General features: G+C 70.5%; 18 protein-coding genes and 2 pseudogenes. 8 read left to right on the top strand and 12 right to left on the bottom strand.

Annotation, left to right across the window (positions count from 1 at the left end; genetic code table 11):
• Positions 1 to 73 precede the first annotated feature (73 nt).
• From ACWBNA_RS21915 to ACWBNA_RS21905, 3 genes are all read right to left on the bottom strand, one after another.
• On the bottom strand, positions 74 to 1600 hold the full coding sequence (locus ACWBNA_RS21915; RefSeq protein ID WP_482706137.1) for a cellulase family glycosylhydrolase: 1527 nt from the start codon (positions 1598 to 1600) through the stop codon (positions 74 to 76).
• Positions 1601 to 1730: 130 nt separating this feature from the next.
• Entirely contained in the window at positions 1731 to 2552 is an 822-nt protein-coding gene (locus ACWBNA_RS21910) for an ABC transporter permease (protein WP_482706136.1), read from the bottom strand.
• A complete protein-coding gene (locus tag ACWBNA_RS21905; protein WP_482706135.1) occupies positions 2549 to 3529 on the bottom strand; it encodes an ATP-binding cassette domain-containing protein in 981 nt (326 codons plus the stop codon). The genes ACWBNA_RS21910 and ACWBNA_RS21905 overlap by 4 nt, the downstream gene beginning before the upstream one ends.
• Positions 3530 to 3634: 105 nt before the next feature.
• Here ACWBNA_RS21905 and ACWBNA_RS21900 point away from each other — a divergent pair, with 105 nt between their 5' ends.
• Positions 3635 to 4405: a TetR/AcrR family transcriptional regulator gene (locus tag ACWBNA_RS21900; RefSeq protein WP_482706134.1), complete on the top strand. Its 771-nt coding sequence runs from the start codon at positions 3635 to 3637 to the stop codon at positions 4403 to 4405.
• Positions 4406 to 4412: 7 nt separating this feature from the next.
• Here the strand turns inward: ACWBNA_RS21900 and ACWBNA_RS21895 are convergent, their stop codons facing one another.
• Entirely contained in the window at positions 4413 to 5399 is a 987-nt protein-coding gene (locus tag ACWBNA_RS21895; RefSeq protein WP_482706133.1) for a WD40 repeat domain-containing protein, read from the bottom strand.
• Positions 5400 to 5488: 89 nt separating this feature from the next.
• On the opposite strand from ACWBNA_RS21895, the gene ACWBNA_RS21890 reads away from it, so the two are divergent.
• Positions 5489 to 6163, top strand: coding sequence for a GDSL-type esterase/lipase family protein (locus tag ACWBNA_RS21890; protein WP_482706132.1), 675 nt, complete (start codon positions 5489 to 5491; stop codon positions 6161 to 6163).
• A 44-nt stretch (positions 6164 to 6207) separates the two neighbouring features.
• A pseudogene (locus ACWBNA_RS21885) lies at positions 6208 to 6354 on the top strand (aldo/keto reductase); the annotation flags it as partial.
• A 146-nt stretch (positions 6355 to 6500) separates the two neighbouring features.
• On the opposite strand, the gene ACWBNA_RS21880 reads toward ACWBNA_RS21885, so the two are convergent.
• The gene (locus ACWBNA_RS21880) at positions 6501 to 7490 is read right to left on the bottom strand and encodes an aldo/keto reductase (protein WP_482706131.1); all 990 of its coding nucleotides are present in this window, start codon (positions 7488 to 7490) and stop codon (positions 6501 to 6503) included.
• 368 nt (positions 7491 to 7858) lie between these two features.
• Here ACWBNA_RS21880 and ACWBNA_RS21875 point away from each other — a divergent pair.
• A pseudogene (locus ACWBNA_RS21875) lies at positions 7859 to 8303 on the top strand (aldo/keto reductase); the annotation flags it as partial.
• Between the two features lie 193 nt (positions 8304 to 8496).
• Here the strand turns inward: ACWBNA_RS21875 and thpR are convergent.
• Complete coding sequence (thpR, locus tag ACWBNA_RS21870; RefSeq protein WP_482706130.1) at positions 8497 to 9069, bottom strand: RNA 2',3'-cyclic phosphodiesterase; 573 nt, start codon at positions 9067 to 9069, stop codon at positions 8497 to 8499.
• 179 nt (positions 9070 to 9248) lie between these two features.
• On the opposite strand from thpR, the gene ACWBNA_RS21865 reads away from it, so the two are divergent.
• The gene (locus tag ACWBNA_RS21865) at positions 9249 to 9773 is read left to right on the top strand and encodes a GNAT family N-acetyltransferase (RefSeq protein WP_482706129.1); all 525 of its coding nucleotides are present in this window, start codon (positions 9249 to 9251) and stop codon (positions 9771 to 9773) included.
• 29 nt (positions 9774 to 9802) lie between these two features.
• On the opposite strand, the gene ACWBNA_RS21860 is transcribed toward ACWBNA_RS21865, so the two are convergent.
• Both ACWBNA_RS21860 and ACWBNA_RS21855 read right to left on the bottom strand, forming a co-directional pair.
• Positions 9803 to 11152 (bottom strand): MFS transporter, encoded by a 1350-nt coding sequence (locus ACWBNA_RS21860; RefSeq protein WP_482706128.1) that lies wholly within the window; start codon positions 11150 to 11152, stop codon positions 9803 to 9805.
• Between the two features lie 25 nt (positions 11153 to 11177).
• Positions 11178 to 11615 (bottom strand): MarR family winged helix-turn-helix transcriptional regulator, encoded by a 438-nt coding sequence (locus ACWBNA_RS21855; RefSeq protein ID WP_124441237.1) that lies wholly within the window; start codon positions 11613 to 11615, stop codon positions 11178 to 11180.
• A 150-nt stretch (positions 11616 to 11765) separates the two neighbouring features.
• Between ACWBNA_RS21855 and ACWBNA_RS21850 the strand changes: the two genes are divergently transcribed.
• Positions 11766 to 11948 carry a ribbon-helix-helix protein, CopG family gene (locus ACWBNA_RS21850; RefSeq protein ID WP_482706127.1) on the top strand — a complete coding sequence of 61 codons (183 nt, stop codon included), beginning with the start codon at positions 11766 to 11768 and terminating at the stop codon, positions 11946 to 11948.
• A 105-nt stretch (positions 11949 to 12053) separates the two neighbouring features.
• Here the strand turns inward: ACWBNA_RS21850 and ACWBNA_RS21845 are convergent, their stop codons facing one another.
• Positions 12054 to 13505, bottom strand: coding sequence for an NCS2 family permease (locus tag ACWBNA_RS21845; protein ID WP_482706126.1), 1452 nt, complete (start codon positions 13503 to 13505; stop codon positions 12054 to 12056).
• Between the two features lie 151 nt (positions 13506 to 13656).
• Between ACWBNA_RS21845 and ACWBNA_RS21840 the strand changes: the two genes are divergently transcribed.
• Together ACWBNA_RS21840 and ACWBNA_RS21835 are read left to right on the top strand one after the other, a co-directional pair.
• Positions 13657 to 13923 (top strand): DUF2530 domain-containing protein, encoded by a 267-nt coding sequence (locus ACWBNA_RS21840; RefSeq protein ID WP_482706125.1) that lies wholly within the window; start codon positions 13657 to 13659, stop codon positions 13921 to 13923.
• Positions 13924 to 14573: 650 nt separating this feature from the next.
• The gene (locus ACWBNA_RS21835) at positions 14574 to 16967 is read left to right on the top strand and encodes an HAD-IC family P-type ATPase (protein ID WP_482706124.1); all 2394 of its coding nucleotides are present in this window, start codon (positions 14574 to 14576) and stop codon (positions 16965 to 16967) included.
• A 15-nt stretch (positions 16968 to 16982) separates the two neighbouring features.
• Here the strand turns inward: ACWBNA_RS21835 and ACWBNA_RS21830 are convergent, their stop codons facing one another.
• The 3 genes from ACWBNA_RS21830 to ACWBNA_RS21820 all read right to left on the bottom strand — a co-directional run bounded on the left by ACWBNA_RS21830 (position 16983) and on the right by ACWBNA_RS21820 (position 22391).
• Positions 16983 to 17864 carry a hypothetical protein gene (locus tag ACWBNA_RS21830; RefSeq protein WP_482706123.1) on the bottom strand — a complete coding sequence of 294 codons (882 nt, stop codon included), beginning with the start codon at positions 17862 to 17864 and terminating at the stop codon, positions 16983 to 16985.
• A gap of 184 nt (positions 17865 to 18048) precedes the next feature.
• Positions 18049 to 18972 (bottom strand): hypothetical protein, encoded by a 924-nt coding sequence (locus tag ACWBNA_RS21825; protein WP_482706122.1) that lies wholly within the window; start codon positions 18970 to 18972, stop codon positions 18049 to 18051.
• A gap of 290 nt (positions 18973 to 19262) precedes the next feature.
• Positions 19263 to 22391, bottom strand: a complete 3129-nt coding sequence (locus ACWBNA_RS21820; RefSeq protein WP_482706121.1) for a sacsin N-terminal ATP-binding-like domain-containing protein — start codon at positions 22389 to 22391, stop codon at positions 19263 to 19265.
• Positions 22392 to 22435 lie beyond the last annotated feature (44 nt).

Raw genomic sequence — 22435 nt, 5'->3', positions numbered from 1 at the left:
CCTGCGCGCGATACGACGGAGAAGGGCGCCCGGTGATCACCGGGCGCCCTTCTCCGTCGTATCGCGCGCAGGTTCAGGTCGCCGTACAGGTCACCGCCGGCACACCCCCACCCCCGGGCGCGCCCCCGAACCCGAAGCTCGCCGAACCGCCCGCCGCGACCGCCCCGTTGTGACCGGCGTTCGCGGCGGTCACGCTCGCCCCGCTCTGGGTGTACGAGGCGTTCCACATGCTGGTGACCTTCTGGGCACCGGGCCAGGTCCAGGTCACCTTCCAGGACGTGAGCGCGGTCGTGCCCGGGTTGGTCACCTTCACCTCGGCGTTGAAGCCCGAGCCCCAGTCGCTGCTGACGGTGTAGACGGCGGTGCAGGCGGCCGTGCCTCCGCCGGGGCCGCCCGGGTCACCGGGGTCGGTGGGGCCGCCCCCGCCCGCCGGGAACCCCGGCGCCTTGATGCTCGCCAGGTATCCGTCCTTCACGGTGTCCACGGTCGACCAGTCGTCCTTCAGGATCCCGCCGGTGTCGCCGGAGTTGGGGTTCCACGACCAGAAGGTCCAGTGGAAGGAGTCGGAGCCGTACCCGGACGTCGAGCGCAGGTACGTCACCAGCGCGGCCAGCCACTTCTGGTCCACGGTGGACTGGAGTGTCGTACCGAACTCGCCGACCCACACGGGCGCGATGTTCTGCTTGAAGATGTAGCCCCAGTACTTGTCCCAGATCCCCGGCATGTTGGCGGGGAACGACGGGTCGCTGAACCAGCTCTGCTGGGCCACGCTCGTGGCGTAGTCGTGGGCGGAGTACACGACCCGGTTCGGCACGTCGAGCCGTACCGGGTATTCGGCGACGCCCATCAGGTTGCCGCCCCACCAGCCGGAGACGTCGTTGAAGGTCTGCACGCCCTCGACGAGGATCAGCAGGTCGGGGTTGACGGAGAGCACCGCGTTGCCGGCCCGCTCGGCCGCCAGGCGCCAGTCCCTCGTCGTGTCGCCGCAGCCCCAGCAGGCGGGGTCGTGCGGCTCGTTGTGCAGGTCGATGCCGATGACGGTGGGGTTGCCCTTGTACCGGGTCGCGAGCGCCTTGAGGTTGGTGATCCAGGTCGACTCGGGGACCGCCGAGGTGTACCAGAGCGCCGACTGGCCGGCCGCGTCCGGGCGGTGCCGGTCGAGGATGACCTTCAGGCCGTCCTGACCGGCGTACGAGACGATTCTGTCCAGGACCTGGAGGGAGGTGAGCCCTTGCAGGTCGGCGTTCTTGCCGCCGGAGAAGTCGATGCTGTCGGGGACGGTACCGCTCTTGAGGATGTCGTCGCTGAAGGGCATGCGGAGGGTGTTGTAGCCCAGCGACTTCATCTGGTCGATCATGCTCTTGTAGTCGCGGGACCAGAGCCCGTGGGTGACGTGGTTGGCGGTCTCGAAGCCGAACCAGTTGATCCCGGCGATCCGGACGGGCTGCCCGGCGGCGTCCAGGATCTGGCGGCCGCTGGTGTGCCAGTAGCCGTCGCCGGGCGCCGCCGCGTGAGCCGTCTGCGCGCCGGCCAGCGGCATCAGGGGCAACAGGAGCGCGGCGGCGGCAGCGCACAGCGCTCTTCGCAGGCTGCGGAACATTCGCTGCTTCCTCTCGGGGAGGCGCGGGCCCGGAATCGATGGGAGCGCTCCCATCGCACCACGCACCCCCCATGGAAGCCATCACTCATGAACACGTCAAGATAGGCGGCATCACCTTGTGCGGCGGCCGTCACCGGCTCAGCTTCTGGAACCTCCGTACCGCGAGCGGCAGGAAGATCGCCGTGAGCACCACCGGCCACACCCCGGCCATCAGCAGCGCGTGCCGCTCGACCCAGGAGTCCCCGGTACCGACCGGCGTTCCGAAGAGCTCGCGGGTGGCCGCGGCCGTGGAGGAGATCGGGTTCCAGGCGGCCACATGGCCCAGCCAGTCGGGCATCAGCTGGGGCGCGACGAAGATGCTGGAGATCATGGTGAGCGGGAAGGCGACCGCGAACAGCCCGCCCGCCGCCTCCGGGTTGGGCACGAGCAGCCCGAGCCACACACCGATCCAGATCAGCGCGAACCGCAGCCACAGCAGCAGTCCGAAGGCGGCGAGGAAGCCCCAGCCGCCGTCCGGCCGCCAGCCCATGGCGAACGCGGTGGCCATCATGATCCCCAACTCGGCGCAGGCGACCAGCAGATCGGTCACCCCGCGGCCGGCGACCACGGCGGACGAGGCCATCGGCATGGAGCGGAAGCGGTCGATGACGCCCTTGGTGGAGTCGTAGACGACGACGGTGGCGGTGTTGATGAAGCCGAACGCCATCGTCATCACGAACATCCCGGGCATCAGGAAGTCCCGGTAGTCCCCGCCGCCGGGCACCTGCATGGCGCTGCCGAACACATAGCCGTACAGCAGGACGGACAGGATGGGGAAGCCCAACTGCCAGGCGATGTTGACGGGTTGGCGCTGGTAGTGGGTCAGTCCGCGGCGGACGATGTTCCAGCAGTCGGCGAGTGCCCAGTACGCGCGGCCGCGGGTGTCCTGGCCGGCCAGGTCGACGGCGCTCATGCGGCGGCCTCCTTTCGGGTCTGCTCGGTCGTCTCGGTCCGGTGTCCGGTCAGGCGCAGGAACACGTCGTCGAGGCTCGGCCTGCGCAGCCCGATGTCCTCGACCCTGACGCCCTCGTCCTGCAGCGTCCGCGCCACCTCGGTCAGCGCGGACACCCGGTCGGTCACCGGGGCGTGCACCCGCAACTCGGTCTCGTCCGCCTCGGGTTCGCCGTCGCAGACACGGGCGACGACCTTCACCACCCGCGCGATCTCCGACCTTTCGGCGACCACGACCTCGATACGGTCGCCGCCGATGCGGTTCTTCAGCCCGTCCGGGGTGTCGTCGGCGATGGCCCGGCCGTGGTCGATGACGGTGACGCGGGAGGCCAGCTTGTCGGCCTCCTCCAGGTACTGCGTGGTCAGCAGCACGGTGGTGCCGCCCGCCACCAACGCCCGTACGGAGTCCCAGACCTCGCCGCGGCTGCGCGGGTCGAGGCCGGTCGTCGGCTCGTCGAGGAACAGGACGGCCGGGGCCAGGATCATCGAGGCGGCGAGGTCAAGGCGGCGCCGCATGCCGCCGCTGTAGCCGCCGACGCCCTTGTCGCCGGCGTCGGTGAGGTCGAACTGCTCCAGCAGCTCGACGGCCCGCAGCTTGGCGCGCCTGCCGCCCAGGTGGAACAGGCGGCCGAACATCTCCAGGTTCTGGCGGCCGGTGAGCACCTCGTCGACCGCCGCGTACTGCCCGGTGAGCCCGATCCGGGCGCGCACCTCGCGCGGCCGCCGGACCACGTCGAGGCCGGCCACCGTCGCGTGTCCGCCCTCCAGCCGGACGAGCGTGGACAGGATGCGGACCGCGGTCGTCTTGCCCGCGCCGTTCGGCCCCAGCAGGCCGTGCACGGTGCCCTCGCGGACGGCCAGGTCGAAGCCGTCGAGGGCGCGTTTGTCGCCGTAGCGCTTTTCCAGGGCCTCGGCCCGCACGGCGTATCCGTCGCTCATGGGTCCCCCTTCTCGGTAACCGGGTCTTCTCGGTAACTGAGTACACCGTACTCGATGGCGAGTACGGTGTACTCAGTTTTTTCGCGAGGACCTAAACTGGGCTCCATGACGAGCGGCAAGGGCGGTACGGAAACCAGTGGCAGCGGAGACGTCGTCCGCACCCTGGAACTGCTGTGGGACACCGGCCGGCGCCCCAGTCGCGGGCCCAAACCGGCCCTGACCCTGGACCGGATCGTGGAAGCCGCCGTCCGGGTCGCGGACGAGGAGGGGCTGGAGGCGGTGTCCATGCGCCGGATCGCCACCGAGCTCGGCACCGGCGCCATGTCCCTGTACCGGTACGTGCCCGGCAAGGGCGAACTGCTCGACCTGATGCTGGACCGCGTGCAGCGCCCCTCGGAGAACCCCGCCGACCTCGGCGACGGTGGCTGGCGCTCGGCCCTGGAGGCCATGGGCCGTGCCACCCTCGCGCTCTACCGCCGCCACCCCTGGCTGCTCCAGGTCAACCAGTCCCGGCCGATCCTCGGCCCGAGCGCCCTCGACGGCATGGAGAAGATCCTGTCCCGGATCAAACCGATGGGGCTGACCGACCCCGAGCTGGTATCGGCGGTCATCATGATCGACGGCTATGTCGTCGGCGCCGCGCGCACCCAGCTGTACCAGCGGGAGGCGGAGCGCCGGACGGGTCTGACGGACACGGAGTTCTGGCAGGCCCAGGCGCCGGTGCTGGAGAAGCTCATGACCTCGGGCCGCTTCCCCCTGCTTTCCTCCCTCGACGAGGACACCTGGGGCCCCGGCTTCGACCACTTCGAGTTCGGGCTGCAGCGGATCCTCGACGGCCTCGAAGTGTTCGTGGCACAGCGCCGCGCCCAGGAGTGACCGGGGCCTATCCCCGCCGTCGCAGCCGCCGGAACCCCAGCAGGGCGGCGAGGGCGACGGCCACGGCGAGCGCGCCGACCTTCACGTTGCTCCCCGAGCCGTCGCCGCCGGACCCGCTCCCGGTGGCGGCGGAGCCCGCACTCCCGTTGCCGGACGCCCCGGAGCCGCTGTCGCCGGGCGCGTCCTCGGCCGTCACGGGGCTGTCGGCGCCCTCGCTGCCGTACATCAGCTTCGTGCCGTCGGCCGAGTAGCTGACGGACTCCCCCTGACCCTGCAGGGGCACGCTGAGCCGGCCCTCGCGCTTGATCTTCCCGGCGTTCCAGTCGTACCAGACACCGCCGAAGTAGCCGCGTACGGCAAGCTGTCTGCCGTCCGGGGAGAGGGCCGCGTCGGTGGCCCACAGGTCGACGGCGGCGACGGGCTTGAAGAGGTTCGTCCCGGAGGCGGAGAGCTCGGCGGGGCCTTCGTACAGGTGCCCGCCGTCCTCGTTCTTGTCGATGATGTACGCGCGCCCCGTGCCACGGTCCACGACCAGCGACTCGGCGTCGCGGGATCCGCCCTCGTACTTCACGACGTACTGCGTGGCCCGGATCGTCTGGTCCTTCAGCTGCTTGGGCTCGGGAAGCCGGTAGATCCACACGTAGGACCAGGTGACGCCGTCGTTGTCGCCGATGTCGCCGACGTAGATCTGGTTGTCGGGCCCCATCGAGATGGCCTCGACGTCGCGCGGGGTGCCGACGCCGGTGAGGGTGATCGTGGCGACGGTCTTGCCGGTGGTGCTGTCGACGGCGTAGAGGTACGGGCCGTCGTCGCTGTCGTTGTGCGTCCAGTAGATGCCGGGGTGCTGACGTGAGGCGGCCAGCCCGCTGGACTCGGTGATGCGGGGGTCCGTGATGGAGAACCCCTCGTCACCGTCGGCGGCAGCCGCGGGCACGGGCGCGGCGAGCACGCCGACGAGGAGGCCGGCGGCCAGGAACGCGAGGGAGCGACGCATGCCCCAAGACTGCCATCCCGGCCGCGGGTCCGAGGGCGCGTGGTGGGCTTCACACCCCAACCGCCCCGGTGATCGTCCATCATGAGCGGATGCTCAGGATCATGTCGGTCGGCGACTCGATGACCATCGGAAGCGTCGGCGAACACACCTGGCGCCACCGGCTGTGGCAACACCTGTGCACGACGTACGGCGGTCCGTTCACCCTGGTCGGCCCCCGCGAGACCCTCTACGACAAGGCGGCGGACGCCCCCACGTCGCACGCCTACGCCGACCCCGACTTCCCGCGCGCACACCTCGCCGGCTGGGGCGAGGGCTGGCTGCACATGGCCCCGCTGATCGGCGACGCGGTCCGCGACTGCCGGGCGGACATCCTGCTCGTCTCGCTCGGCCTGATCGACCTCGGCTTCTACACGGACGCGGAACAGACAGCCGTCAACACCCGTGCCTTCGTCGCCGAGGCCCGCGCGGCCGAGCCGCGGCTGCGGATGGTCCTGCTGCCGGTCATCCCCAACGTCCGGGCCCAGTCGGACGCCCTCTTCGCCGCGCAGGTCGACCGCTTCAACGAACTCCTGGCCAAGACCGCCGCGGACCTGGACGAACCCCGCTCACCCCTCCTGCTGGCGTCGGCCCCGCCGGCGTACGACGTCGCCCACGACACCTACGACGGCACCCACCCCAACGCCCGCGGCGAACACAAGATCGCGGCGGCGTTCGCGGACGCGATGTACCAGGGGTGGGGAATCGGCGCGCCCTACCGGCACTGAACACGCCTGCCTGGAGCGCACTCCACGTCGTGGGCTCGAGTCCCATGGAGCACACGCAGCTCGGACGCACGGGACTCAAGGTCAGCCGACTGGTGCTCGGCACCATGAACTTCGGTCCGCAGACCGACGAAGCGGACAGTCACGCCATCATGGACGCGGCACTGGACGCGGGGATCAACTTCACCGCCAACTGGCAACTTTGACGCCGGTTTGCGCAGCAGCGCATCGCTGACGCTCACCGCTCCTGCGGACTCCGAGTGGAAACGACGAAGCCGCCGCCTCCAACTCGCTTCGGACGCGAGCAGAAGGCGACGGTCCCTCGCGCAGACCCGCTACCTCACCATGCGAAGGCTTCGGGAGACGGTCCGGGGCCGGGGAAGATCTCGTCCAGAGATGTCAGCAACTCGTCGCTCAGCTCCAGCTCCAGGGCGCGCAGCGCCGAGTCCAGCTGTTCCTGCGTGCGGGGGCCGACGATCGGGCCGGTGACGCCGGGGCGGGTCAGCAGCCAGGCGAGCGCTGCTTCACCGGGCTCCAGGCCGTGCTTGTCGAGGAGGTTCTCGTACGCCTGGATCTGCTCGCGTGTCTTGGTGTCCTTGAGCGCGTCGGCAGCGCGGCCACTCGCCCGGCGCCCCTGTGTGGCCTCCTTCTTGAGGACGCCGCCGAGCAGTCCTCCGTGCAGCGGAGACCAGGGGATGACACCGAGGCCGTAGTCCTGCGCGGCCGGGATGACCTCCATCTCGGCGCGGCGCTCAGCGAGGTTGTAGAGGCACTGCTCGCTGACCAGGCCCATGCGGCCGTGCCGGGCGGCAGTCTCGTTGGCCTGGGCGATCTTGTAGCCGGGGAAGTTGGACGACCCGGCGTAGAGGATCTTGCCCTGCTGGACCAGGACGTCGATCGCCTGCCAGATCTCCTCGAACGGCGTCAAGCGGTCGATGTGATGGAACTGGTAGATGTCGATGTAGTCCGTCTGCAGCCGCTTGAGGGAGGCATCGACGGCCCGGCGGATGTTCACCGCGGAGAGCTTGTCGTGGTTGGGCCAGACGTCTCCGTCGCCCCCCATGTTCCCGTACACCTTGGTGGCGAGCACGACCTTGTCGCGCCGCCCGCCACCCTGGGCGAACCAAGTACCGATGATCTCCTCGGTGCGGCCCTTGTTCTCACCCCACCCATAGACGTTGGCCGTGTCTACGAAGTTCAGACCTGCGTCGAGAGCGGCGTCCATGATGCCGTGGCTGGTTGATTCGTCTGTCTGCGGACCGAAGTTCATCGTGCCGAGAACGAGTCGGCTGACCTTGAGTCCGGTGCGTCCGAGGTGCGTGTACTTCATGGGCCACAAGCCAACTGCTTCGAGTCCCCTCCAGGCAAGGGCATAGGGTGCCGCCGTCAGGAGTCGTTTGCCCCTTTCGTGCTGGGTCGACAACGTGCTCCACCGTTCCCGGTAGGTCTCTCCTGTCGGGATCTCCTCCCAGGTGTCCGGGCGCGTGGGCTGCGCGATGAGCTGTTCACGTCGCGCGTCCAGCCGCTGTACGCCTCCCGGTACTCCTGCTTGCCCAGCTCACTGGAGTAGAGGCCCGCCTCGCGGTCCTCCCTCAGGTCCGACAGGGCGCGGTCCGACAGGGCGCGGTTCACTGTCGGACACGGCTTGTGCGTGGCACGGGAGGCTCAGCGGTAGTAGGGCCAGTTACCGCCAGGGCCGCCGCGCAGGACTACGGCGTCGGCGTCATCCCCTGGTCGCCGCTCCAGGGCGGCGCGCTCAAGAAGGAGGTCACGGGCGGCCGACGCGCCTCCGGGCGGACGGCCGACGCGCTCGCCAACCCGGCCGTCCGGGCGCACCTCCAGGCGTACGAGGATCTGCGGCCGTCCGGGCGCACATCCAGGCGTACGAGGATCTGCTCGACAAGCACGGCATCGAGCCCGGCGAGGCCGCCCTGGCCTGGCTGCTCACCCGGCCCGGCGAGGCCGCCCTGCCTGGCTGCTCACCCGGCCCGGCGTGACCGGCCCGATCGTCGGCCCGCGCACCGCCGAGCAGCTCGACTCGGCCCTGCGGGCCGTCGAGCTGGAGCTGAGCGAGGAGCTGCTGACCGGGCTGGACGAGGTCTTCCCGGGGCCGGGGCCGTCCCCGGATGCCTTCGCCTGGTAGGGCCCCAAGGGGCTCGGGGAACCGCGCGACCAGCCGCCTGCGGCCCGCGGTCGGCGAACAACGTGCGGTTCCCCGGCGCTCCCCGCCCGGCGTCTACCTGCCGAGCGCGGCCGCCAGGGCAACGACGACGAACATCAGCACGAGCGCACCGGCCATGATCCGGTTCCTGGTTTTCGGGTCCACGCCTTCGAGCCTAACCGGCGGCGGCGAGAGGCCAGCGGGCGACCGCCTCGTAACGCGGCTGCTCGCCCGGAACTCCCGACTTCGGCAGGTTGCTGCGGACCAGCGTCAGCTCGTCCACCGTCCAGGTGCGGCTGGTGAACGACTCCAGGGCCTCCAGGTACGGCCGTACGTCCACGTCGTCCCTGCTGCGGGCCACCGTCAGGTGGGCCTTGTAGCGGCGGTGCTCCCCCATCGGGACGCCCGCCTTGCGCGCCGCCGCCTCCGCCCGGTCGGCCAGCATCCGCAGTGCGGGCAGGTCGCCCTCGGCGCCGGCCCACAGCGCCCGCCCCTTGCCGAACTGGCCCCCGCCGCGCACCGCCAGCGGGAAGGGCGCGGTGCGGTGGGCGGCCCGCTCCAGGCGCGCCGACAGGTCGGGTAGCAGGTCGTCCGCGACCTCGCCGTAGAACGCGAGGGTGAAGTGCCAGCCCGGCCGGCCGGTCCAGCGCAGGGCGTCCGCGCCGGGCAGCCCGCGCAACCCGGCCACCTCGGCGGCGAGTTCGGCGGCCACGTCCTCGGGTGGCAGTACGGCGGCGAAGAGTCTCATGCGGTCACCCTAGGAGGGTGGGCCGAAGGCCGCTCCCCGGTCCACCGAAGGCCGCTCTCCGGTCCGCCGAAGGCCACCCCGCGCTCCACCGAAGACCGCTCCCCGGTCCGCCGAAGGCGAGTGGGGCCGCCTGCCAAATCGCCCTGGAACCCGCTCGGTTGGTCACCTAGGGTGCCGTCATGGAGATCATCAGGATCAGGGAGGGCGGGCCCGACGACATCCCCGCGATACTCGGCATGCTCGACAGCAGCGTGGAGTGGCTGGTCTCGCAGGGGCGCACCGGACAGTGGGGGACAAGGCCGCTGTCCGAGAGCCCGAGGACTGTGGAGTCGGTCGCCCGGTACATGGACGAGGGCGACGTGTTCATCGCCGAGGTCGGGGGCGTGCCGGCCGCCACCCTCACCCTCACCGACGCGGCCGGCGCCTACCTGTCCCACCTCCCGCCCCCCGGCGAGCCCGAGCGGTACATCCACTGGCTCGCCTCCGACCGCCGCTTCAAGGGGCACGGCGTGGGCAGCGCCCTGCTCGCGCACGCGGTCGAGGAGACCAGGCGGGCGGGCGTCTCGCTGCTGCGGGTGGACTGTTACGCCGGCGACGACGGCAAGCTCGTCCGTTACTACGAGAGCAACGGCTTCACCCGCACCGAGGCGTACACGGTCGGGGACGGCAAGTGGCCGGGGCAGGTACTGGCCCGGAGGGTGTGAGCCCCCGGGTTCCCGTAGGCCTACGCCGCTCAGGCCGCCGCGGCCAGCTCCTCCCGCTCCCGCGGCACGAACCGCACCTGCGGGTGTCCGTGGTTCCAGCCGACCGACAACCGCAGGTTGCCGACGCGGGCCAGGACCAGCCCGATCGTCACGGCCGCGACGGCCGAGACGGCACCGCCCGCCGCCATACCCGCCCGGACGCCGTACACGTCCGTGATCCAGCCGGCGATGGGCGCGCCCACCGGCGCTCCGCCCATGAACACCATCATGTACAGGGCCATCACACGGCCCCGCATGGCCGGGTCGGTGCTCAGTTGGACGCTGCTGTTGGCCGTGACGTTCACCGTCATGCCGAACATGCCGATGGGGACCATGAGCAGGGCGAACAGCCACAGGGAGGGGGCGGTCGCGGCCACCAGCTCCATCGCGCCGAAGGCCACCGCGCCCGCGACCAGCACCCGCAGCCGGGCCGTGCCGCGCCGGGCCGCGAGCAGCGCGCCCGCCAACGAGCCCACCGCCATCAGTATGTTGAAGAGGCTGTAGGCGCCCGCGCCCGCATGGAACACGTCGTCGGCGAAGGCCGAGAGGTAGACGGGGAAGTTGAAGCCGAAGGTGCTGACGAAGCCGACCAGGACGATGGTCCAGATCAGCTCCGGACGCCCGGCGACGTAGTGCAGGCCCTCCCGCAACTGGCCCTTCCCGCGCGGGGCCCGCTCGACGACGTGCAGCTCACGTGCGCGCATCATCAGCAGGCCGGCGAGGGGGGCGACGAAGGACAGGCCGTTGGCGAGGAACGCCCAGCCGGTACCGACGCCGGTGATCATCACGCCGGCCACGGCGGGGCCGATGAGCCGGGCCGACTGGAAGTTCGCGGAGTTGAGGCTGACCGCGTTCTGCAGCTGGTCGGGGGCGACCATCTCGGAGACGAAGGTCTGGCGGGCCGGGTTGTCCACCACGGTCGCGAGGCCCACGGCGAAGGCGGCGACGTACACGTGCCAGACCTGGACCTGGCCGGAGAGGGTGAGGACGGCGAGCGCGATGCCGGTGAGGGCCATCGCCGACTGGGTGAACAGCAGCGTGGGGCGCTTGGGCAGACGGTCGACGAGGACGCCGCCGTAGAGGCCGAAGAGCAGCATCGGCAGGAACTGCAGGGCGGTCGTGACGCCGACGGCGGTGGCGGAGCCGGTGAGGCTGAGCACCAGCCAGTCCTGGGCGATGCGCTGCATCCAGGTGCCGATGTTGGAAACGACCTGGCCCATGAAGAACAGGCGGTAGTTCCTGACCTTCAGGGAGCTGAACATGGACGAGCGCTTGGGGTCGGACAGGGAGTCGTGGGTGGTCGGTGCGGGGGCGGAGTCTGCTCCGGGTCCCGAACTCAAAGGGTCGCCTCCTTGTGAACGCTGCTTACAGGTGTGCGAGCTTCTCCAGGACGGGGGCGGCGGCGCGGAGTTTCGCCCACTCGTCCTCGTCCAGTCCGTCGACCAGGGTGGCCAGGAAGGCGTTGCGCTTGCGGCGGCTCTCCTCGAGCATCGCCTCGGCCTGCTCGGTCTTCGTGACGACCTTCTGCCGCCGGTCCTCGGGGTGCGGCTCCAGACGGACCAGTCCCTTGGCCTCCAGCAGCGCCACGATGCGGGTCATCGACGGTGGCTGGACATGCTCCTTGCGGGCGAGTTCGCCCGGGGTGGCCTTGCCGTGGAGGGACAGGGTGCCGAGCACCGACATCTCGGTCGGGCTCAGCGACTCGTCGACCCGTTGGTGCTTGAGGCGACGGGACAGCCGCATCACGGCGGAGCGCAGGGAGTTCACGGCGGCAGCGTCGTCGCCATGGGTAAGGTCCGGCATCTCCTTAGCGTAACTCATTACTCTCGCTAAACAAGCTGGGGCGCGCACGGATTCCCGTGACGCCCGCCACTGAAACCCGATCATCACCCGTACGAGTGAGTGCGCGGCGGAAAGTGAACGCCACCGCGGTCCGCCAGCGACCCTCAGTTCATGGGGACCAGCGTGCTCAGCCTGCGAATAGACGAGGAGCTGCTCGAGCGGCTCCGGGACCATGCGGCGAAAAGGGGAATGAGCGTCCAGGACTACGTGGTCCGGACGCTCGTTCGCGACGACTTCGACGAGCGGTTCCAGTCGGCCGTCGAGGAGACGGAGAAGTTCTACGGGGTCCCGTGACCCGCTCGGCTCAGGGTCACGTGACCCGCTCGGCTCAGGGTCACGTGACGCACTCGGCTCAGGGTCACTGACGCACTCGGCTCAGGATCACGAGACGCACTCGGCTCAGGTCAGACCCAGCGCCGGCATCAGGTAGTAGAACGCGAACACCGCGGACACCACGTACATCGCGGCCGGGACCTCCCTGCCGCGGCCGGCCGCCAGGCGCAGCACCGCGAAGGTGATGAAGCCCATGCCGATGCCGTTGGTGATCGAGTAGGTGAACGGCATCATCACCATCGTCACGAAGGCGGGGATCGCGATGGTGTGGTCGGCCCAGTCGATCTCCTTGACCGAGCCGGACAGGATCAGGAAGCCGACCGCGAGCAGGGCCGGGGTGGCGGCCTGGGACGGGACCATCGTGGCGATGGGCGTGAGGAAGAGCGCCGCCGTGAAGAGGCCGCCGGTGACGACGTTCGCGAAGCCGGTCCGTGCCCCTTCGCCGACGCCGGCCGTGGACTCCACGAAGGCGGTGGTGGCGGAGGAGGAGCTGGCGCCACCGGCGGCGACGGCGAGGCCGTCGACGAAGAGGACCTTGTTGATGCCGGGCATCTGGCCCTGGGCGTCGGTCAGTCCGGCCTCGTCACTGACGCCCATGATCGTGCCCATCGCGTCGAAGAAGCACGACAGCAGCACGGTGAAGACGAAGAGGACGCCGGTCAGCACGCCGACCTTCGCGAAGCCGCCGAAGAGGCTGACCTCGCCGATCAGGCCGAAGTCCGGGGCGGCGACGGGGTTGCCGGGCCACTCGGGCGTGGTCAGACCCCAGGAGGGAATGTCCGCTACCGCGTTGATGATCACCGCGAGGACGGTCATCGTGACGATCGAGATGAGGATCGCGCCCGAGACCTTGCGGACGATGAGGGCCAGGGTCAGCAACGCGCCGAGGACGAAGATCAGCACCGGCCAGCCATCGAGGTGACCGTCGCCGCCGAGCTGGAGGGGGACGGTGGTCTGGGCGACGTCCGGGATGCGGGAGACGAAGCCGGAGTCGACGAGGCCGATCAGCATGATGAACAGGCCGATGCCGATGGAGATGGCCTTGCGGAGGCTGTAGGGCACGGCGTTCATCACGCGCTCGCGCAGGCCGGTGGCGACGAGGATCATCACGATGAAGCCGGCCAGGACGACCATGCCCATGGCGTCCGGCCAGGACATCCGGGGTGCGAGCTGGAGCGCGACAACCGAGTTCACACCGAGGCCGGCGGCGAGCGCTATCGGGACGTTGCCGACGACGCCCATGAGCAGGGTGGTGAACGCCGCTGTCACGGCCGTCGCCGTCACCAGCTGGCCGTTGTCAAGCTGGTGACCGTACATGTCCTTCGCGCTGCCGAGGATGATCGGGTTCAGCACGATGATGTAGGCCATCGCGAAGAAGGTGGCGAAACCGCCCCGGATCTCCCGGGACAGCGTGCTGCCGCGCTCGGAGATCCGGAAGTGGCGGTCGAGGGCGCCGAAGCCGGACGTGCCGCCCGGCGGCTGGGGCGCGGGAACCTTGGCGGGGGCCGAGGTGGACATGCGTGACCTCATCACCGGTGGCCCTCCCCCAGGAGACCTTCGGTGTTTCGTACGAAGAGAAGTGGCCGGACAAAAACAGGTTCAGTATGAACATATGACCCGGTCGGCGCTATCTCCGCGCGTAGACCTGATCGCCTCGTAAGCTGTCCCCATGGAGAAGTGGACCCCCGAGCACGAGGCGCCGGAGCCCCTGGAGGGCCCCATCGTCCCCACCGTCATTGGGGGCACGATCCTCTGGTTCGCCCTCTTCCTGGTACAGCTCCCCTTCTACGGCTGGTTCGACGACCACGGCCACACCTGGTGGGTCTGGACCTGCCTCGCCGGCGCCGGCCTGGGCCTGATCGGCATCTGGTACGTCCGCAAGCGGGACGCGGCGATCAAGCGGGCGGAGGGGCCTGAGGCAACGTCGGTCGAATAGCACCCGGCGCTGATGCGGGCCCCCTGGGGGCTCCGCCCCCAGACCCCCGACCTATGCCCACCCACCACCCGACTCGGTCGGCCGAACGGTCAGCCATCCCTCAGCCGATCCGCATCTCTCAGCCCGTCCGGCGTTTGAGGACGAGGCCCTCCGGGCCAAAGCGGGGTCTGGGGCGCAGCCCCAGCGGGGTGCAGGGGCGGAGCCCCGCAAGTCGCGACACGGACGCGGCCACCACCCGGACCCACAAGCCGAGCCCCGCCACGGGTGCAGGGGGCGCAGGCCCCGCCAGGGGCGCAAGGGACGCAATCCCCGCCAGGGGCACAGAGGCAACGCCCCGCCAGGGGCACAGGCGCAGCGCCCCGCCAGGGGCACAGGCGCAGCGCCCCGCCAGGGGCGCAAGGGACCCAGCCCCCGCCGGGGCACAGGGGCGGAGCCCCTGGTGGGGTCGAAGGGGCGGAGCCCCTGGGGATGGGACGGGTAAGGGCGGCGGGGGCGAGGAAAAGGCCCGCGGCCACCGATGGCGTCGGCTGCCGGGTGGCCACGCCCCGTAGTACTACGGCACCACTCCCCCTCCCCCGCCCTCATCCCCAAGTCGGATCTTCCGCCCACTCACCGGGTGAAGCCGTAAATCCGCACGTACCGTCGAATGCATGACGCACATCGACGCGGGCGCCGAGCTGGATCCGACGCGCCCGACGACGGTCACGGCCGCGGCGACCGGACTGACCGCGACCGAGGTCGCCGAGCGGGTCGCGCGCGGGCAGGTAAACGACGTGCCGGTGCGCAGCAGCCGGTCCACCGTCGAGATCGTCAGGGCGAACGTGTTCACCCGGTTCAACGCGATCATCGGCGTGCTGTGGGTGATCATGATGTTCGTCGCGCCGTTCCAGGACAGCCTGTTCGGCTACGTGATCCTCGCCAACACGGGCATCGGCATCATCCAGGAGTGGCGGGCGAAGAAGACCCTGGACTCGCTGGCCGTGATCGGGGAGGCCCGCCCGACCGTGCGGCGGGACGGCATCGCCGCCCAGGTGGCCACCAGCGACATCGTGCTGGACGACCTCATGGAGATAGGACCCGGCGACAAGGCGGTCGTCGACGGGGTGTGCGTCGAGTCCGACGGCCTGGAGATCGACGAGTCGCTGCTCACCGGGGAAGCCGACCCGGTCGTGAAACGCCCCGGGGACCAGGTCATGTCCGGGAGCTTCGTGGTCGCGGGCGGCGGCGCCTTCCAGGCGACCAAGGTCGGCCGCGAGGCCTACGCCGCCCAGCTCGCCGAGGAGGCCTCCCGGTTCACGCTGGTCCACTCCGAGCTGCGCTCCGGCATCTCCACGATCCTCAAGTACGTGACGTGGATGATGGTCCCGACCGCCATCGGTCTGATCATCAGCCAGCTGTTCGTCAAGGACAACGACCTCAAGGACTCCATCGCGCGGACCGTCGGCGGCATCGTCCCGATGGTCCCGGAGGGGCTGGTGCTGCTCACGTCCGTCGCCTTCGCGATCGGCGTCATCCGGCTTGGCCGGAAACAGTGCCTGGTTCAGGAACTCCCCGCCATCGAGGGTCTCGCCCGCGTCGACACGGTCTGTCTCGACAAGACGGGCACCCTCACCGAGGGCGGCATGGACGTCACCGAGCTCAGGCCGCTCCAGGGCGCCGACGAGTCGTACGTACGCAACGTGCTCGGCGCCCTCGGCGAGTCGGACCCGCGCCCGAACGCCTCCCTCCAGGCGATCATCGACGCCTACCCGGACGGGGAGGACTGGCGCTGCGCCGAGTCCTTGCCCTTCTCCTCCGCCCGCAAGTACAGCGGCGCCTCCTTCAGCGAGGGCGACGGCGAGATCAGCACATGGCTCCTCGGCGCCCCCGACGTCCTCCTGGCGCCCGACGACCCTGCCCTCACCGAGACCGAGCGGCTCAACGAGCAGGGGCTGCGGGTCCTGCTGCTCGCGCGGGCCGCCCGTGACCTGGACGATCCCGAGGTCGCCCAGGGCGCCCGGCCCACCGCCCTGGTCGTACTGGAGCAGCGGCTGCGGCCGGACGCGGCCGAGACCCTGCGCTACTTCGACGAGCAGGACGTCCGGGCCAAGGTCATCTCCGGGGACAACGCGGTGTCGGTGGGGGCGGTGGCCTCGAAACTGGGACTCACCGGCACCACCATCGACGCCCGTCGGCTTCCCGCCGACCAGGACCGGATGGCCACGGCTCTCGACGAGGGGACGGTCTTCGGGCGGGTCACCCCGCAGCAGAAGCGGAACATGGTGGGCGCCCTGCAGTCGCACGGGCACACGGTCGCGATGACCGGCGACGGCGTGAACGACGTACTCGCCCTGAAGGACGCCGACATCGGCGTGGCGATGGGCTCGGGCTCGGAGGCGACCCGGGCGGTCGCGCAGATCGTGCTGCTCAACAACAGCTTCGCGACGCTGCCGTCGGTGGTCGCGGAGGGCCGGCGGGTCATCGGCAACATCACCCGTGTGGCCACGCTCTTCCTGGTGAAGACGGTGTACTCCGTCCTGCTGGCGATCCTGGTGGTGTGCTGGCAGGTCGAATACCCCTTCCTGCCCCGCCACCTGACCCTGCTGTCGACCCTCACCATCGGCGTCCCGGCCTTCTTCCTCGCCCTCGCGCCCAACAAGGAACGGGCGAAACCGAACTTCGTACGGCGAGTGATGCGGTACTCGATCCCCGGCGGGGTGGTGGCCGCGACGGCGACCTTCGCGACGTATCTGATCGCCCGGCACCACTACACGGGCAGCGGCGCGCTGGACGCGGAGACCAGTGCCGCGACGCTGACGCTGTTCCTGGTCTCGATGTGGGTGCTGGCGATCGTCGCCCGCCCCTACACCTGGTGGCGGGTGGGGCTGGTGGCGGCGATGGGTGCCGGGTTCCTGCTGGTCCTGGTCGTGCCGTGGCTGCAGGACTTCTTCGCGCTGAAGCTGGTCGGCGTGACGATGCCGTGGCTCGCGGTCGGCATCGCGGCGGTGGCGGCGGTCGCCCTGGAGCTGTTGTGGAGGGTGGTCGACCGCCGCTTCCCGGCGTAGAGCCGAGGGGTTTGGTTACCGCACGTCGACGTAGTCACCGACGGCGCTGATCGCCGGGGTCGTCGTGGTGCCGGCGAAGCTGAAGCGCCAGTAGCCGTCGTAGGCGGCGGTGGCGGTGGCCTTCAGGTTGCCGTACGAGTCCGAGTACACCGTCTTGACCGTGGTGTACGTGCTCGTGCCCGCCTTGCGGAACTGGAGCTTGACGGGCTGGTTGGTGTAGCCGTGGTAGTGGTTGTCCTCCCAGTTGGCGCGGGACAGCTTGCCCGTGGAGGTGATGGTCTTGCCCTTGTAGACGGGCTCGGGACCGGCGTTGACCGTCAGCCTGGAGTAGCGCTGGACCTTGGTGGTGCCGAGGCTGCCCTGGTCGGTTTCGCCCTGGTCGCTGTAGGTGAGGGCCAGCGCGCCGGCCGTCCAGGTGCCGGCGTCGGCGTTGAGCAGCTCGCCCTCGGCCGGGTAGATGTTGATGTCGCCCTTGCAGCTGGCGACGGTCGACGAGGTCGCGGTGCAGGTCGCCGGGTAGTCGCCCAGCAGCACGTTGCTCGGGGAGTCGTACGAGCCCTTGTAGATGGCGGGGCCGGTGGCGAAGTCGTCGGAGGTGATGTCGACGTCCGTGCCGTGGGTCATCGTGTAGGTGACCGTGGTGGTGACCTCGTTGGTGGTGCCGACCTTGATCGCACTGGCGATCTTGAGGTTCGAGAAGGTGACGTCCGGGCCCGTCGCGTCGGCGGAGGTGCTGAGCGCGGCCTTGCCGGAGACGGCGGCGTGCGCCGCGGCGAACGCCTTCGTGGCGTCCGTACGGTAGGACGACGAGGCGTCGGCGGCCTGCGCGGCCGGCACGACGAGAGCGGACAGAGCCAGGGCGCCGGTGACGGCGGCCACGGTGGCACGAATGCGCATGTGCGTTCCCCAGGGGGAGAAGTGAGCTAGGAGTCTGTTGACTCACGCGCTCAGATCCGCGACGCCTGTGCCTGGTTGTACGGGCGGATCCGGATTTTGTATCCGGGATACCAACTACTTGCCAGGTGCAGAGAAAAGGCCGGCCCCGGATGGATTCCGGGGCCGGCCGCACCTCGTTGCGTGGTTACTTCACGTCGACGAAGTCACCCGCGGCGCTGACCGCCGGGGTGCTGGCCGTGCCCGCGAAGCTGTAGCGGAAGTAGCCGTCGGCGGACGCCTTCACGGTGGTGCTCAGGTTGCCCGTGGAGTTCGTCGTGATGGTCTTCACCGTGGTGTAGGTGCTGGAGCCCTTCTTGCGGAACTGCAGCTTCACCGGCTGGCCGCTGTAACCCGCGTACTTGTGGGTCTCCCAGTTGGCGCGGGACAGCTTGCCCGTGACGGTGATGGTCTTGCCCTTGACGACCGGCTCCGGGGAGGCGTTGACCGTCAGCTTGGAGAGGCGCTGGAGCCTGGTGGTGCCCAGCCCGTCCTGCTCGACGTAACCGACCTTGCTCCAGTCGGTGTCGTCGGCGTCGGGGTCTTCACCGTTCAGCGCGATGGCGTAGCCGCCGACCTTCCACGTGGTGGCGAAGGAGTTGATCAGCTCGACGTCCGGGTAGACGTCGATGGTGCCCTTGCAGTTGGCGGTGGTGGTCGAGGTCGCCGTGCAGGTCGGCCACTCGTCGCCGTAGAGGTTGTAGTCGTAGTCCGCGTAGGACGGACCGCGGTAGAGCTCGACGTCCATCAGGAAGTCGGCGGCGTTGAGGTTGACGTCCGCCGCGTGCGTGACCGTGTACGTCACCGGGACGGTCACCTGGGCGGCGACGCCCGCGACGATCGGCTTGCCGTTGTTGATCTTCACGCCGGAGAAGGACAGGTCGAGCGCGTAGGGCGCGCCGGTGTCGGCGGCGGCGAAGGCGCTCTTGCCGGAGGCCGACTGCGCGGCCTGGACGGTCTTCTGGATGTCGGACTTGTCGAACGACGAGCTGTCGGCCTGTGCGGCCGGTACTACGAGGGCGGACAGGGCCAGGGCGCCGGAGACGGCGGCCACGGTGGCACGAATGCGCATGTGTTCCCCACGTGGAGAAGGGGCCCCGGCAGTGGTCGTTCCCTACGGCTCGTCGTCGCACGGGGCCCAAGTGATGGTGGAGCCTGTTGGCTCACGTGATGAGATCCATGACACATGTGAATGGTTGTACGAAGTTTTGGAGATCTTTTGACGGACCTTCGGGCGAAGACCTCCGGGGAACATGGCTGCGGGGGCCGTCCCGCCGGACGGCCCCCGCAGTCATGACACGTCATGTCACGCACGTCATGTCACGCACGTCACGTCACGTCACGTCATGAGACGTCACCGCATCAGTCGAACCAGCGATCCCGCGCCAACTCCCCCGTCCGCGAAGGATCTTCCATCAACGCCGCCACCTCGAACCGCCGGGGCCACTGCCCCGCCGCCCAGGCGAGGCCCGCGGCGACGCCCTCCAGGGTGGCGGCGTGCAGGACGCCGTCGTTCGTCAGGCGCCAGTCGATCTCCACGCCGTCGACGAAGAGTTCCTCGTGCTCGACGTAGGTCGAAGGGGTCCGCTCCCCGAGCAGCAGTCGCACCGGCTCCGGTACGTCGTGTTCGGTGCCCTCGGAGTCCACCTCGCCGGTGACGGACTCGCTGAGCCGCCGCACCTGGAACAGTTCGGCCAGCTCGGCGGCGCGGGCGGGCCGTACGGGCAGCAGTGGGACGCCCTCGGTGAAGGGCAGCAGGTCGGGCGAGTCGACGACCACGGCTTCGCCCGCGTCGACCACCTCGACCCTCCCGTCGACGACGGCGCGCAGGTCGTCCGGCAGGGTCACCTGCTCGGGGTCCAGGTCGGCCAACGCGCTGTACAGGGCGTGCAGTTGGGCGCCGGTGACGTGCCGGTCCGGGTCGGCGAGCCGGTCGAGGAGTTCGGCGGCGCCGCCGGGCTCGTCGAGCAGCGCGGCCACGGACGTCCGTACGCCCAGCGCCCGCAGTACCTGCTCGTCGTCGAACCCGGTCGCGTCGGCCTCGTCGTACAGCCCGCGCAGGAGCGGGTCGCCGCCGGCGGCGAGGAGCCCGGCGGGGCGACGGCCGTCGAGGACCGGCTGCCCGCGCAACCACCAGGCGGTGTAAGGCCGTACGACCTCGTGTGTGCCGTCCGGCAGCAGCATCCGCACCTGCTGGGTGATCGCGTCACGCAAGGGCGGCTTCGAGAGGAGAGCGAGCGCCTGCGGCCACTTGTCGTCGTCGACCAGGTCCAGATCGCGTACGGCGACCAGTTCGGTGGCGACGGGCGGTACGGGCGTGTCCGGGAAGCGGTCGAGGATGTCCTCGCACCACACGTCGACGGCGTCGAGCAGACCGACGTCGTCCGGCTCGGCGAAGTCGCCCTCGCGGGGCTCCAGTTCGTCCGGGTCGAGGACCACGTCGGTGGCGCGGACCAGGGCGAAGCTGGCGAGGACGCCACACGCCGCCAGCGGCTGCTCACCCCACTTGTCGGCCAGCTCGGGGTCGATGGAGGCGAGTTCGTCCTCGCGCATGACCTGGTGGAAGGGGCTGCCGGGGAGGACGAGTTCGCCCGCCGGGGACAGTTCCCCGTCCTCGTCGGGGAGGGCGAGGGCGCCGAGCCAGGGCTCGTCGCCGGGTTCCAGGTCCGCGTCCCGGACCAGCGCGAGGACGGTGTCGGCCAGCTCCTCTGCGTCGGGTGCGTCCCGCTCCCAGTCCAGTCCGCCCTCGTCGTCGAGGGAGGCGGCGACGGCGGCCCGGACCTGCGGGGTCGTGAGCACGGCCCGGGCCGTGGCCGGGAGGGCGCCCAGCTTCTCCAGCAGGGGGTGGGCGGCGTCCGGGTGGGCGACCTTGAGGCCGAGCCGGGCGAGGACCTGGGGGTCGATGCGGGCGGCGTCGGCGGTGGGCAGCAGCACCTGCCGGGGCCCGATCGTGGTGCGTCCGTCGGCGAGCGGCACGGGCAGCCCGGACAGCCGGTCCGGATCGACCCCGGCCAGGCTGTCGTACAGCCGCCGCCACCAGTCGGGCTCCTTCTCCAGCCCGGCCAGCCGGTCGACGGCGTCGGTCAGCGGGACCCGGGCGACCCCCAACGTCCGCAGCTCCACACGCCGTTCTAGCCCGGCGGGCAGGAGGGTGGGCAGCACCTCGGCCAGCACCCGGACGGTGTCGGACCCGGCGCCCTCGACGACCTCGGCGTCACGGGGGCGGAGGGACTCGGGCAGGTCCTCGTCCTCTGAAGCATCTGCTGAGGGCTCTGCGGCCGGCGGCAGGAAGGAGGTCCGCGGCAGCCGCTCCAGGATCGCCTGCCGCAGCGCCCCGTCCAGCTCGCCCTTGCCCAGCGGGCCGGGCACGAGGTCGATGATGCTGGCGGTGACCGGGCGCCAGTCGGCGAGAAGTCCGGCGTACGCGTCGGCCGCCCGCTGCACGACGAAGTCGGTCAGGGGACCGGGGGCCGCGTGCCGACGGGTCGTGTCCAGCGGCAGGGACGCGATGAGCAGGGCGGGGACGCCGAGGGGCTCGTCGCTGGGGGTGGGCGCGTGCACGAAGGGGGTGGTGCGGGGCCGGGCGGGCGTGCCGTCCTCATCGACCGGCACGGCCCAGGTGACCGACCAGTGCGGTCGCAAACGTTCCTCGACGGGCCGGTCGGCGAGCAGGTCGGGCGTGAGCGGCCCGTGCGCCACGGCGGTACGCCACCGGGTCGTACCGTCCCGCGAGTCCTCTACGACGGTGAAGTCGCCGTCGGTCCGGCGCCGCAGGGTCCGCGGGGTGTCGTCGTCGACCTCGATGACGACCTCCTCCAGCCCCGGCAGGGCGAGGAGCAGGGCGTCGTCCACGGCGGCGAGGAGGCGCCCGGCGAGATCGGCGGCGGCCGGGTCACGCAGCGGCAGGATGACGGCCGTGTCGTACGGGTCGGGCGCGGTGCCCTCGGCGGCGAACGGCAGCCGCAGCAGGGGCACGTGCCCGTCGCGCCGACGGACCTCGTCACCCAGCCCCGGACTGTGCCGGGCGACATCGGCGGCCAGCTCCCGGGCCTCGGCGAGGGACCAGCGGACACCGCCGTGCCGCCCGACGACCGCGGGCTCGTCGGTGACGGAGAGAACGGCCGCGAAACCGACGCCGAAACGGCCGATGGAGGGGGTGTCGCGCTTGGCGGAGGCGCGGAGGGTGGCCAGGGACTCCACTCCCGCCGCGTCGAGGGGAGCACCGGTGTTGGCGGCCACGAGGACGCCCTCACGAAGCGTGAGCCGGAGCAGACCGGGCACCCCTGCCCGGCCGGCCGCGTCCGCGGCGTTCTGCGCGAGCTCCACGACGAGCCGGTCCCGGTATCCACCGAGGACGAGGTCCTCCTCCGCGTTTGCGTCCTCGCGGAAGCGAGCGGGACTGGTGGCCCAGGCGTCGAGTACGCCTCGCCTGAGACGGGCGGTCCCGAAGGGGTCAGCACCCTCGGCCGCGGGCCGCACGAACTTACTCACGTTGACTCTCCTCATCGGCGTGACGATGAAGGTACCGCTCGGAG

It is taken from the genome of Streptomyces sp. Q2 (assembly GCF_056820935.1).
The sequence above is the reverse complement of the archived record's forward strand: the minus strand, read 5'-3'. Positions and strand labels throughout refer to the sequence as shown.